At 68.7% G+C, this 12,955-nt stretch carries 12 protein-coding genes; 6 read left to right on the top strand and 6 right to left on the bottom strand.

The features are described 5' to 3' along the window. The first annotated feature begins 16 nt into the window (after positions 1–16). The 3 genes from G537_RS0111250 (at position 17) to G537_RS0111260 (ending at position 2,264) form a co-directional block, all read left to right on the top strand. A complete protein-coding gene (locus G537_RS0111250) occupies positions 17–718 on the top strand; it encodes a Crp/Fnr family transcriptional regulator (protein ID WP_026870215.1) in 702 nt (233 codons plus the stop codon). Further along, positions 705–1,331: an NUDIX domain-containing protein gene (locus tag G537_RS0111255; protein WP_245578992.1), complete on the top strand. Its 627-nt coding sequence runs from the start codon at positions 705–707 to the stop codon at positions 1,329–1,331. Before G537_RS0111250 ends, G537_RS0111255 begins: the two co-directional genes overlap by 14 nt. A gap of 102 nt (positions 1,332–1,433) precedes the next feature. Further along, complete coding sequence (locus G537_RS0111260) at positions 1,434–2,264, top strand: hypothetical protein (protein WP_026870217.1); 831 nt, start codon at positions 1,434–1,436, stop codon at positions 2,262–2,264. A 3-nt stretch (positions 2,265–2,267) separates the two neighbouring features. On the opposite strand, the gene G537_RS37450 is transcribed toward G537_RS0111260, so the two are convergent. The 4 genes from G537_RS37450 to G537_RS0111280 form a co-directional block, all read right to left on the bottom strand. Then, positions 2,268–3,275: a GlxA family transcriptional regulator gene (locus G537_RS37450; protein ID WP_051248306.1), complete on the bottom strand. Its 1,008-nt coding sequence runs from the start codon at positions 3,273–3,275 to the stop codon at positions 2,268–2,270. A 79-nt stretch (positions 3,276–3,354) separates the two neighbouring features. Next, positions 3,355–3,561: a hypothetical protein gene (locus tag G537_RS0111270; protein ID WP_026870218.1), complete on the bottom strand. Its 207-nt coding sequence runs from the start codon at positions 3,559–3,561 to the stop codon at positions 3,355–3,357. Positions 3,562–3,680: 119 nt separating this feature from the next. Next, a complete protein-coding gene (locus G537_RS0111275; RefSeq protein WP_245578993.1) occupies positions 3,681–4,427 on the bottom strand; it encodes a pirin family protein in 747 nt (248 codons plus the stop codon). Between the two features lie 16 nt (positions 4,428–4,443). Further along, positions 4,444–5,394 (bottom strand): LysR family transcriptional regulator, encoded by a 951-nt coding sequence (locus G537_RS0111280; protein WP_026870220.1) that lies wholly within the window; start codon positions 5,392–5,394, stop codon positions 4,444–4,446. A 117-nt stretch (positions 5,395–5,511) separates the two neighbouring features. Between G537_RS0111280 and G537_RS0111285 the strand changes: the two genes are divergently transcribed. Together G537_RS0111285 and G537_RS0111290 are read left to right on the top strand one after the other, a co-directional pair. Next, positions 5,512–6,369 (top strand): pirin family protein, encoded by an 858-nt coding sequence (locus G537_RS0111285; RefSeq protein WP_051248350.1) that lies wholly within the window; start codon positions 5,512–5,514, stop codon positions 6,367–6,369. Between the two features lie 177 nt (positions 6,370–6,546). After that, a complete protein-coding gene (locus tag G537_RS0111290) occupies positions 6,547–7,698 on the top strand; it encodes an acyltransferase family protein (protein WP_162146097.1) in 1,152 nt (383 codons plus the stop codon). Positions 7,699–7,850: 152 nt separating this feature from the next. Here the strand turns inward: G537_RS0111290 and G537_RS37455 are convergent, their stop codons facing one another. Beyond that, positions 7,851–8,621, bottom strand: coding sequence for an anti-CBASS protein Acb1 family protein (locus tag G537_RS37455; protein ID WP_051248307.1), 771 nt, complete (start codon positions 8,619–8,621; stop codon positions 7,851–7,853). A gap of 540 nt (positions 8,622–9,161) precedes the next feature. After that, positions 9,162–11,276 (bottom strand): hypothetical protein, encoded by a 2,115-nt coding sequence (locus G537_RS0111300; protein WP_026870223.1) that lies wholly within the window; start codon positions 11,274–11,276, stop codon positions 9,162–9,164. 410 nt (positions 11,277–11,686) lie between these two features. On the opposite strand from G537_RS0111300, the gene G537_RS37460 reads away from it, so the two are divergent. Next, on the top strand, positions 11,687–12,937 hold the full coding sequence (locus tag G537_RS37460) for an acyltransferase family protein (RefSeq protein WP_026870224.1): 1,251 nt from the start codon (positions 11,687–11,689) through the stop codon (positions 12,935–12,937). The last annotated feature ends 18 nt before the right edge of the window (positions 12,938–12,955 follow it).

A 12,955-nucleotide genomic window follows, 5' to 3' on the forward strand; every position in this document is an offset into this window, starting at 1 on the left:
AGAACGAGACGCACCCGTGCCTGTCAACGACGCCCGCCCCCTCGACGGGATCGACCTCCTCGCGGTCGCTCCGGCCGCCCTGCGCGCCGAGCTGCAGAAGCAGTGCCGCTGGCAGCGCTTCGCGCCGCATGAGCAGATCATCGACCGGAACGACGATCCCGATCACGTCTACTTCCTGGTCGAAGGCAGGGTCCGGGTGGTGATCTATTCCGCCTCCGGCCGCGAGATCACCTTCGACGATCTCCCGACCGGCGCCGTGTTCGGCGAGTTGTCGGCGCTGGACAAGGCACCGCGCTCGGCGAACGTCATGGCGTTGACCGAGGCCACCGTCGCCGCCCTGCCCACCGCCGTCTTCCGCAGCGCCGTGACCGAGCACCCGGCCCTGGCGCTGGCCCTGATGGTGCATCTGGTCGGCATGGTCCGCCGTGCCAATGAGCGGATCATGGAGCTAAGCACGCTCGGCGCCAACAACCGGGTGCACGCCGAGTTGCTGCGCCTGGCCCTGCACGGCGCCCAGCCGGACGGCACCGCGACGATCCGGCCGATCCCGGTGCATTCCGACATCGCCAGCCGGGTCAGCACCACCCGCGAGACCGTGGCCCGGGTGCTGAGCGACCTGGCCCGGTCGGGCATCGTGGTGCGCGCGGCCGACCATCTGCATATCGCCGACCTGAACCGCCTGGAGCGGCTGGTGGAGGATGTCCGTGGCGAATGGTGACGGCGGCGGCAGCGATCGGGGCCAGAACCGCTGGACCACGCTGAAGGTCAAGCCGGTCTACGAGAATCCCTGGATCAAGGTCGACGAGCATGATGTCCTGACCCCCGCCGGCACGCCGGGGATCTACGGCGTCGTCACCTACAAGAACCTGGCGATCGGCGTGGTGCCGATCGATCACCGAGGCCGGGTCACCCTGGTCGGGCAGTATCGCTACGCCCCCGGCGTCTACAGCTGGGAGATCCCGGAGGGCGGCGGCGACCCGCAGGTGCCGCCGATCCTGTCGGCGCAGCGCGAGCTGCGCGAGGAGACCGGGCTGGAGGCGGCGCATTGGCACGATCTCCTGAGCATGCACCTGTCGAACAGCGTCTCGACGGAGATCGCCCGCCTGTTCGTCGCCTGGGGGCTGACCGAGGGCGAGGCCGAGCCGGAGGAGACGGAGGACCTGGCGCTGCGCACGGTGCCGCTGGCCGAGGCCTTCGCCATGGTCGCCGACGGCCGGATCACCGATTCGCTGACCGTCGCCGCGCTGCTGCGGCTGCAGGTGATGGTGCTGAGCGGCACCCTGCCCGCCGGCCTGGCCGAGATCCTGCGGCGGGCCGAGACCGTCGGATGATCGACCGGCAACCGAAGCATCAACGAAGCATCATCGTCCTGTCACGCTCCCCGTCCTAGGGTCGGCGCCCTCCATGGACGCGAGGGACGATCGATGATCCGCATGACCGGTGCTCCAGCCCTGCTTCTCGCCGCCGGCCTCCTGTCGGTCCCGGCCTGGGCGGACGAACCGAAGCCGCACCCGGTCGAGGCGGTCGCCTCCTTCCCCGCGGCGGAGGCGCGGCAGGCCGTGGCGGTGGATGCCGACTCCTTCTACGCGATCAACAGCCGGGCGATCGCTCGCTACGACAAGAAGACCGGTGCCCGAATCGCCGTCTGGAGCGAGGCCAAGGACGGGCCGATCGTCCATCTCGACAGCGGCGTGGTCGTCGACGGCAAGCTCTACACCGCCCACTCGAACTACCCGGAATGGCCGATGACCAGCTCGGTCGAGATCTGGGACGCGGCGACGCTGAAGCATGTCGGCACGCACAGCTTCGGCATCGACCGCGGCTCGCTGACCTGGATCGACTATCACGACGGAGTCTGGTGGGGCGCCTTCGCCAACTACAACCGGGTGTTCGACCGCAGTCCGCTCGCCTATGGCAACAAATACAACACCCAGATCGTCCGCTTCGACGCCGACTGGCGCGTCGCCGAAGCCTGGGTGCTGCCGCCGGAGCTTCTGGAGAAGTTCGGCGACATGAGCAATTCCGGCGGTTCCTGGGGGCCGGACGGACGGCTCTGGATCACCGGCCATGACGAGCCGGAGGCCTATGCCCTGGCGCTGCCGGAGGCGGGCTCCGTGCTGCGCTGGGTCGGCACCGCGCCGCTCGACATCGCCGGCCAGGGCATCGCCTGGGACCGCACGCAGCAGAACGTCATCTGGGGCGTGGTCCGCGACAGGCAGAAGGGCGAGAACCGCGTCACCGCCGCCCGCGTGCAGCTGCCATAGCCATTACCACGCCCGGCGCTGGCCCATGAGCTGGGTCGGCCCGACCGGGCGCGGCGCCCGTTCCGCCCGCGGCGAGTGGTTGAACAGGGCCCGGTAGCATTTGGCGAAATGCGAGGCCGAGGCGAAGCCGCAGGCCACCGCCACCTCCAGCACCGGCATCGAGGTCTGCGCCAGCAGGATCTGCGCGTGCTTCAGCCGCGCCTCGAGATAGTACTGCGACGGGGTGCAGTTCAGATAGATCCGGAACAGCCGCTCCAGCTGCCGGGTCGACAGCCCGGCGGCGCGGGCCAACGAAGCCCGCGGCAGCGGCTCCGCCAGATTGGCCTCGATCTCGGCGATGGCGGCCAGCAGCTTCGGGTGGCTGACGCCGAGCCGCTCGCGCAGTTCCATCCGCTGCGGCGCATGGCCCTGGCGCGGCCGGGCGTGCAGGAACTGCTCCGCCACCTGGTTGGCGAGGTCGATGCCGTGGGCCTGGGCAATCAGGTAATGGGTCAAGTCCAGCGATGCCGTGCCGCCGGCCGAGGTGAAACGGTCGCGGTCGATCTCGAACAGCCGCCCGGTGACGTCGAGCTTCGGGAACGTCTCGGTGAAGGCGCTGAGATTCTCCCAGTGGATGGTGCAGCGATAACCGTCGAGGAGCCCGGCCCAGGCGAGATGATAGGTGCCGGTCGAGACCGCGCCGATCCGCGAGCCGCGCCGGGCCATGCGCCGCAGCCAGGCCAGGATGCGCTCGTCGCGCCCGTTCTGCGGGTCCAGCCCGGCGACCACGACCACCATGGTGAAGGAATCGTCCGGACCGATCGCGCCCTGGGCCATCAGGACGCCGCCGTTGCTGGCCGCGACCGGCTCGCCGTCGGCCGAGAGCAGCCGCCATTCGTACAGCGTGCGCCGCGCCACCCAGTTGGCGGCCCGGAACGGCTCCAGCACCGCTGAGAGAGCCATCATCGAGAAGTTCGGCACCAGGAGGAACCCCACCCGCTGCGGCGGCTCGGTCATCGGATCGTCGGGCATTCCTGGTCTTCTGCGCTTCCCGCGGTTTCCGGCATCCGGCCACAGCGCGGCGGCGGGCGCAACCCCCGCACCCGTTGGGTCAGCTGCGATCCCGATCGCGCGGGCGGGCCCGCAGGATCAGGAGGACGAAGCCGCCGATCAGCAGCAGCGCGGCGGCTGCGGCACCGGCAGCGACCCGGATGGCGCGGCCGCCGTCGCTTCCGGCCAGGTCGCCGGTGATGGCGAAGCTCCAGACGCCGATTCCGATCAGGAACACGGTGATGGCGATCAGCAGGGCGATGCGCATGAGTCGGCGGCTGCAATGCTCTCGAAGAAGGCCGGCCGACATCCTGCCAGGATCGACGTCGGCCGGTCGAGAGCCCTGCAGCCCGGCCGCGCACACCGCGCCGGGCTGCAGGGGAACGCTCAGGCGAGATCGAACAGCAGGATCTCCGCCTCGGTCTCAGCGGTGATCCGAAGGCCGGACTCGTCCTCGACCGCGGCGCCGTCGCCTTCCCGCATCTCGTGCCCGTCGAGCAGGACGACCCCGCGGGTCAGCTGTGCGAAGGCGGCCCGTCCCGGCGCGATCGGATGCTCCACCGTCTCGCCGGCAGCGAGCCGAGCGAGATGGACCCGGGCGTCCTGGTGGATCTTCAGGACGCCGTCGCCGCCCTCGGGCCCCGCCACCAGCCGGAGCCCGCGCACGGCCTCGCCCTCGAAGCTGGCCTGCTCGTAGCCGGGCGCGAGGCCGCGGCGGTCCGGATGGATCCAGATCTGCAGCAGGTGCAGCGGCTCCGTGGCCGAGGCGTTCGTCTCGGCGTGGGTGATGCCGGTGCCGGCGGTCATGCGCTGCAGGTCGCCCGCCCGGATCACCGCGGTATTGCCGAGGCTGTCGCGGTGCTCGACCGCGCCCTCCAGCACATAGGTCAGGATCTCCATCTCGGCATGGGGATGGGCCGGAAAGCCGGCGCCTGGGACGATCCGGTCCTCGTTCAGCACGCGCAGCGACCGGAATCCCATCCGCGCCGGGTCGTGGAACCGGCCGAAGGAGAAGGTGTGGCGCGCCTCGATCAGGCCGGTCTCGGTGCGGCCCCGGGCCATGCGGTCGTGCAGCGTGATCATGGCGATCTCCTGTCCGGTGGTGATGCCGGGAAGATCGGGACGGCCCGTCATGCGCGAAAGCGCCGGATCAGGAAACCCGGCGTTCGGCCGGGGCGAACGACAGCCCCTGCTCCCAGGGCGCGGCCTCGCCGCAGCTCTCGGCCAGGTGGTCGATCAATGCCCGCACCCGGCGCGACAGGTGCCGGGTCTGCGGATACAGCGCATGGATCACGTCGGCCACCGGCTCGGCGTCCAACGCCACCGGCAGCAGCCGGCCCTGGCGCAGGGCGTCGGCGATGATGAAGGTCGGCAGCACGGCGAGACCGAGCCCGGCGATCGCCGCATCCCGCGCCGCCTCGCCGTTGTTGACGCTGATCCGGCTGCGCATCGCCACGCTGCGCGGCGGCCCACCGGCGGCGAAGGGCTCGAACTGCCACAGCCAGGTGGACGGCACCTCGGCATGGCCGATCGCCTCGTGCTGCGGCAGCTCCGCCAGGCTCCGCGGCAGCCCGACCGCCGCGGCGTAACCCGGGCTGGCGCAGACCACGCGCCGGCTGGCGGCGAGGCGCCGGGCGATCAGCGCCGAATCGCGCGGCCGGGTGATGCGGATGGCGAGGTCGTAGCCTTGCCCCGCCAGGTCGACCATGCGGTCGTCGAGGTCGAGGGTCAGAGTCAGCCGCGGGTGCCTGCGGGCGAAGTCGAACAGCGCCGGGCCGAGATAGAGCGTGCCGAAGCTCATCGGCGCCGCGACGCGCAGCGAGCCGCGCAGGTCGCCGTCGCTCTCCGCCACCTCCTCCGCCGCCTCGTCGAGCTGGCGCAGGATGGCGCGGCCGCGCTCGTAGAAGGCGAGGCCGCGATCGGTCGGCAGCACCCGCCGGGTCGAGCGCTGCAGCAACGCCCCGCCCAGCGCGGCCTCGAGGTCGCTGACCCGCTTGCTGACTACGGATTTCGACAGGTTCAGCCGCCGCGCCGCGGCGCTGATGCTGCCGCTGTCGACCACCTGCAGGAAGGTGGAGATGTCGTCGAGCCGGTACCGCATCGTTCGATCATAGCGAACGGCGGTTTCGGGGAAAGCCGCATTCTCCCCGCCGGTCATCGGTCCGATCTTGGCGGCAGAGCGTGGCGCCGATCCCGGCGCCCCGAAACGGAGATGACGATGGCGACCAACAACAGCACCGGCCTCGCCCGCCCCCGCGGCGTGACCCGCACCCTGCGGGGCCGCCCGGCCAGCGACGGCGCCGGGGTGAAGCTGACCCGCGTGATCGGCCAGCCCGGGCTGCCCGACCTCGACCCCTTTCTGATGCTGGACGAGTTCCGCTCCGACGATGCGGCCGACTACCTGGCCGGCTTCCCGGACCATCCGCATCGCGGCTTCGAGACCGTGACCTACATGCTGGCCGGCCGCATGCGGCATGGCGACAACAAGGGCAATGTCGGCCTGCTCGGCCCCGGCAGCGTGCAGTGGATGACCGCCGGTCGCGGCATCGTGCATTCCGAGATGCCGGAGCAGGAGGACGGGCTGATGTGGGGCTTCCAGCTCTGGGTCAACCTGCCGGCGGCGGAGAAGATGACGGCGCCGCGCTATCAGGACATCCCGGCCGCTTCGGTGCCCGAGGTGGAGGCGGCGCCCGGCGCCAGGATCCGCGTCATCGCCGGCCGCTTCGGCGGCACCGCGGGCGCGGTCGAGGGCGGCACCACCGAGCCGGTGTATCTCGATGTCCATCTGGAGCCCGGCGCCGCGGTCGACGTGCCGCTGCCGGAGGGCCATGCCGGCTTCGCCTATGTCTATCAGGGCGCGGCCGGGATCGGCGGCGAGGCGCTGGAACGCGGCACCCTCGGCGTGCTCGGCGCCGGCGACGGCGTGCGCGCGGCGGCCGCGGGCGGCCCGACCCGGCTGCTGATCGTCGCCGGCAAGCCGCTGCGCGAGCCGGTGGCGAAATACGGCCCCTTCGTCATGAACACGGAGGCGCAGATCGTCGAGGCGATCGAAGACTTCCGCGCCGGGCGCTTCTGAGCGGTCGACGGGGCGGGGCGGCACGTGCTGCCCCGCCCTCGCCCCCTCGATCGGGATGCGCCCTTTCGTCGGCATCCCGCAACGCCGTCCTTGACCGGCCCTCAGTTTCCGGCAATGATGCATTAAATATTATTCATTACTGAATTCCCTATGAAAGAAATCGAAGAGATAAAGCCGTTGACCAGCGCCCGTGGCATTGCAGCATTTATCGTCGTTCTATTCCATTTACAATCAACGATCAATGAACTCTGCGATCGCGGAATCCTGCCGATCAGCTTCAGATCAGACCACATCGCAATCATATCCGACGGCTATATCGCCGTGGATTTCTTTTTCGTGCTCAGCGGCTTCATCATCACGCGAGCCAACCGGTATCTGTTCGAAGGCAGCCTTCGCCGGGCCGACTATGGATATTTCCTGACAAAGCGGCTGGGTCGCCTGTTCGCGCTCAATGTGGTCACGCTGCTGATCCTGCTTCCGCTCGAGTTTCTCAAGTATTTCATCGACATCGGCAACACGCCGCCCTTCTCCGAAACCAACACCGTCGGCGCCTGGTTCGAGAACGTGTTCCTGGTTCAGGTCTGGTTCTTCGGCCATGGCCCGAGTTGGAACACGATCGCCTGGTCGATCAGCGCCGAATGGGCGGCCTATATCCTGTTCCCTGCCCTGTTCGTCGTCCTGATCCGCTGCCCCGCAGCGGTGCTGTCCCTGGTGGTCGGCACAGCGATCGCGGGCCTGGCCTGGCTCGAATCGATCAGTCCGTCCGGCACGCTGGGCCTGACCGAGGAGGACGGTGCGGTGATGCGCTGCCTCTGCGGCTTCGTCCTCGGCATGGTCACCGAGCAGGCGTCGCAAGCGGCGCCGGTCCGCCGCGCGGCGCCCTGGCTGGGATCGGGTCTCAGCGTCATCCTCGCGACCCTGGCCATGGTGGCCGTGATCATTTTCGGCGAGGCCGACTGGGGGGCGAGCCCGATCTTCTGCTATCTCGTCCTGGCCCTCTCGGTCGCCGGCCCGGGCCCCGCCGCGGTGATGTCGGCCAGGCCGGTGCATCTGATGGGGGTCTGGTCCTTCGCCCTCTACATGACCCATTTCATCGTGCTGCGGGTCTACAAGGTTGCGGCGCTCTGGATCTTCGGCCGCTGGCCGTCGTCCCCGGAATGGGTGATCGCGAGCCTGGCCATCGCTTTGGCCGTCTGCATCGTCGTGGCCTGGGCGGCGCATCGGTGGATCGAGAAGCCCGGATACCGATGGATGCGGCAATGGGCGGAGCGGATCCGCCGGTCCGGCCCGCCCTCCGATCCGGCGCCGGTGGCGACCCCCGCGGCCTGAGAGGCCTCAGAGGCCGTTTGGAAATGCGCTGGCGTTAGTCGGCTGGTGGTGGTTTCGAGAACCGGAGCGCAGCGGACATGAAGGTCCGTGAGCACCGGAAGCCCAGAAACCGCCATCAGACGGCCACGCCAGTAGCATTTCCAAACGGCCTCTCACCGCCAGCCGCAATGGCGTTGGCCATAGTCGACGACCGGCGCCAGCCGGGCCGCATAGTCGGCCTCGGCCAGGTTCTGGGTCAGGTGCGGGATGCGGATGACGTCGAGCTTGGCCTCGTGCAGCAGCGTCGCCACGCCCTGGGCGGCCAGGCCGGCCTGGCGGATCGCGTCCGTCACCGCCTGCAGCACGCTGTCGCCCCAGCCGTCGCCGCCGGCCCCGTCCGGCAGCTCGGCGCCGACCAGGCGCACCACCCGGCTCGGATGCAGGCGCACGCCGCCCTGCCCCGCCCTGCCGGCCGATGCCACCTGGTACCAGCCGGGCTCGCCGAAGCCGGGCGACAGCACGTCGCGGTCGATCTCGCCGGGCGCGATCTCCCAGCGATGCATGACGTGCAGGTAGCGCAAGGCCCCGCGGCCGAGCGGCGGCAGCGGCCGGGCCGGATCGTCGTCGCCCGCGCCCAGCACCAGCGCCGCGCCGCCGTACAGCCGGGCCAGGCGCAGCGCCCGCGCCACCTTGCGCTGGACGGCCAGCCGCGCCTCCTCCGCCTCGATCGCCGCGATCTGCTCCGGCGCGGCGTGCCAGCGCCGCCATTCCCGGGTCATGTCGAAGGGCGGCACGTCGACCACCTTGCGGGCGATCCAGTCGCCGCGATAAGCGGCATCGAGCTGCCCGCGGTCCTGTGCGACCAGCACGAAACGGTCATGCGCCAGCTTGTCCTTGGGGGTGAACAGCCCGGCGACGAGGTTGGTCAGCGTGTCCAGGATCAAGTCCGGCCTCCCGGGGCCATCGGCCCGGCTGTCGTTTCACCTCTCCCGCTTGCGAGTTCTTTTCAGAAATCCAAACACCGTCATTGCGAGCGCAGCGAAGCAATCCAGGGCGGTTCGCACCGGCCCCTGGATTGCTTCGTCGGCTTCGCCTCCTCGCAATGACGATGAGGGTGGATGTTCTGAAAAGGTCTCGCTGGCGGGAGACCTCTTCGAAATGGTCTCTGAATGACCGCGAAGGCCGGCAGCAGGCGCCGGCCGAAATAAGGAGTCCTCCTCCCGTTTCGGGAGGGCTGCGAGCCGACTGCGGCTGCGCATGAAAACCCGCCGCGGCGGTGCCGGGCGGGCGCAACTGTCTGACGATGCCTGAACTATGCCACGCGGCGCGGCGTCACGTCAAGAACAAAAAGAGAACATAACTTCGCAAGACGAAGAGGCCCGCCGGCATCGCGGGCCTCGAAGAGGCGCGGTGTCAATCCAGGCGCCGCCGGCCCGGGATCGCCGCAGCGCTGCGCGCCTCGCGATGACGGAAAGGCAAAACGGCTAGTTTGACGCTGTGGCCTTGCCGAATGATCCCGTTTCATCATAGCGCCACACAGCACCTCCGCACGCCGTGCGGCTGTGCAGTTGATCCTTCGCGCTGGCAACAGCGACGGTCGGCTGGATGTTCCGATAGGGTGTGAGCTCGGCTTCCTCCGCCAGAGTCACGATCTCGAAATTGCGCTCCGCCCCGGTTGACGCCGTCACGCCGATGACGCCGCGGCTCAAAAGAGACGACGTCGGCGCCTCGAAGACCTTGTCTGTGCCGACAAGGCTATTGCTGCGCCAGATCTCGAGTGTTTCACCCGTCTCGGGCGCGGATGACAGGATCTGACTGCCTTCCCGCGGCAACAGCCGGTAGGCGACGACCCAATGGTATGAGGCTCTATCGCGGCTTGCGGAGAGGACTCGCATTTGATGCACCGCAGCTCCGGTCGCCGGTTTCTTCCATCTGATGATGTCCCCGCCCTGAATGGACGCCGCTATGTTGTCCAAGAGAAAGTAACTGGCCGTATGTGCACGAAGCGCATTGTATGACATCGTGATGCGACCGGTTGCGCGCGCCGCATCGTCCGCGAATTCCAGGAAGGTCCCGGTGGCGGTCTTGAATGTCTGGTCCGGTTGGCACCAGCCTTCGACATGGCCATTCTGGCCCAGCAGAACGCCGCCTCGCCACCGCCCCTGCAAGTATAGGGATTGGCACAGGAGCTTGCTGTACGGCCCGCACTCGACGGCGAAGGCGCCTTGATCGGTGTCGCCATTCGCATAGCGTTCCCGGCTCCCCTCGATGAAAATTGCTCCGGCACTGAGGAAGCCGTGATCGAGGGTGATGGCCGGGCCGCGGCATGCCTGGGCGCGGAAATCCGAGACGTGGCTGTCATCGCCGGACAGTTCCCGTGACGTCCACGCATTCGCTACCGAGAGCGCGAAGAAGTGCGCGATGGTCATGCCGGTCAGGCATGGGTAGTACTGGGCGAGGCGGTCGTATTGGAACGTGGTGTTGCCGATGTCTTGCGGTGCCGACGGCCCGTGTGTCGGGGCCGGGCCGTAGGCGGCAATATCCGATACCGCCCGGTAGACACGCCAAATCCCCCCAGACAGGTAGCGCCGAAGCTCGTTGGCCTTGACCGCTTCTGCCTGGCTCCATTGCGGAATCGGATCATCGTTCTGATGGTTCTGGATGTATTCCCAGTTGTCCACCGTGTTTGCCACATAGGGGATGGGGGCTCCCGGCTTCCCGTCTCCCGTCGCCGCCGTGCAGCGGAAGACCCGTCCGCCCGAGATCACCAGGGCGCCTGCCTGGTAGGAGGCGTTTCGGTCGAATTCGACCGGGCCGTATTGGTTGCTCCCCCGTGCCGGCGAGTAGACGCCATATTCCAGGCCATGCACCTCGAGGCTCTGCCAGCAGGTATTGGAACCACCGCGGCCGCCGACCCCATTGATGCTGACCAGTCGGCCTTCATAGGGGACGAGGTAGTCAGCGGACTCGCTCTGGGCAGTGGAATAGAAATTTCGGCTGGACCCGATGGCGCAGAGATCGCCCAGGGTCTCCCCGCCAGCCTTTTTGATCCGAACGCTGCCGGTGACGGTTCCGAATTTCGCGCCGCGCAGGTCGAACGCCACCGTCTTTACGGACGGGTAGCCGGTGAGGTCCCGGATCGGATTGTAGGAGCCTGCGGCGCAAAGGATGTCGCAATCGGCACGGATGGTGATCGGGTAGTCCCATTGGATCGATTTCTTGATCAGAAACCGACCCACGAGATCGAGACAATGATTGCCCCGGCCGGCGGCGGCGATCGCGGCGTTGATGGCGTCGCTGTCATCGGTCGCGCCATCGCCCTTCGCGCCGAACCAGTACGGGCTGACTGCTCCATCGAAGACGCGGTGCCATCGTCCGGCAGCGCTTGGATCGGTGATGCTGGAGGGTCGTACAACAATTCCTGAATCGGGCATCGCGGTCGAGTCGGCGCGCCAGGAGAAGGTGCCGCCTCCCTTGTCCGAGGGGTTGTCTCGGCCGCGGAGGAAGATGGCGGGCGGCGTGGTGTTGCCGTCTGTAGGGGGCGCTGCCTTCTGGAGATCGACAAGGGTGTTTACCGACGTCATCCCATTGATTGCCATGCGAATATTCCTTTCGGGCTGTCAGGTCGCCGGCCGATCGACGTGTTCAGGATCAAGTCTGGCCTTTCCGGGCCATGGGCCTGGCTGTCGTCTTGCCTCAGCCCCTCTCGCGGGAGGGTCACCGGCCGACGGCGGCTGCGCATGAAAAACCCGCCGCGGCGATACCGGGCGGGCGCAACTGTCTGACGATACCTGAACTATGCCACGCGACGCGGCGTCACGTCAAGAACAAAAAGCGAACACAACACGGCGAACGGAAGAGCCCCGACCTTGTGGGCCTCGAAAGGCACGCCGGTCCGACCGGGCCGCCCTCGGAGCGCGACACCGCCGACCTGCATGATCTTGCAGCTAGACGGGCGGCGGCTTTCGCCGCCTGTGTTTCCGGCGCGGGATCGTCCCGGGGGGCGCAGATGGGCATCTTCTCCGTGTGGCCGTATTTCGTTCTCATGGCCGCCGTCTGGCTGGCGCTGGCGACCCCGGCCTTCCACGCCGCGGACGAGCCCCTCCGGCACGACCGGCGGACGGCGACCCTCGACGGTCTGCGGGGCTTCCTCGCGATGAGCGTCTTCGCGCACCACCTGGTCATCACCCACCGGTACATCGAGACGGGACTTTGGGAGCTGCCGGCTTCGGGCTTCTACACCCTGCTCGGACAGGCCGGCGTCATGCTCTTCTTCATGATCACCGGCTTCCTGTTCTGGGGGAAGCTGCTCGACGGCAAAGGCCGCCCGGACTGGACGGCGCTCTATATCGGCCGCCTCTTCCGCATCGGCCCGATGTATCTCCTCGCCGTCGGCGTGATGCTCGTCATCGTCGCCTGGCGGACCGGGTTCACGCTCCGGGAGCCGGCCTGGACCGTCGCGGCGGCCGTGCTGCAATGGCTGGCGTTCGGCATCGTCCCGCTGCAGCCCGACGTCAACGGCTATCCCCGCACCGGGCTGATCCTGGCGGGGGTGACCTGGACGATCTTCGTCGAATGGCTGTTCTACGGGTCGTTGCGGCTGATGGCCGGCGTCGCCCGAGGGGCCCGGCCCCAGCGGTTCGCCGGCGGCGGCCTCCTGCTCTGCCTGGTCGTCCTGGCGATCGCGTCCTGGTCGGCCGACATCTCGTTCGCCCATCCGACGCCGGGGCTGCTGATTGCCACCCTGGCCACGATCCTCGCCGCATTCTTCTCCGGCATGGCGGCGGCATGCCTGGTCCGGCGCGAGGCCCGGCCGCGCGTGCCGGAACGGGCGGCCTCGCTGCTGGCCGTGGCGTGCCTGGGCACGGTGTTCCTGGCTTTCGGCGACATGATCGGCCCGGTCCAGATCATCCTGGTGTCGGTCCTCTTTTACCTCATCTGCGACGGCTGCACCTTGTTCGGCCTGCTGTCGACGCGCCCCGCCCGGCGCATGAGCGAGATCAGCTACAGCATCTATCTGCTGCAGGGCCTGGTGCTGACCCTCGTCTTCGCGCTGCCGCCGGTCCGGGACTTCGCCATGGCGGACCCGGTCCGGTACTGGCTGGTCGGCGGCCTGTGCGCGCTGCTGCTCGTCGCCGCCTCGGCGGTGACCTATCGCTGGGTCGAAACGCCGGGAATCGCGCTGGGGCGTCAGCTGCGATCCCGGCTGGCGGGCTGGCCCCGGGTCGCGGACGGCCCGCGCGGCGCGACCAGCCCGTAGCGGGCCGCCCGCGCCGGC

Origin of the sequence: Inquilinus limosus DSM 16000 (assembly GCF_000423185.1) — a bacterium.
Lineage (GTDB): Bacteria > Pseudomonadota > Alphaproteobacteria > DSM-16000 > Inquilinaceae > Inquilinus > Inquilinus limosus.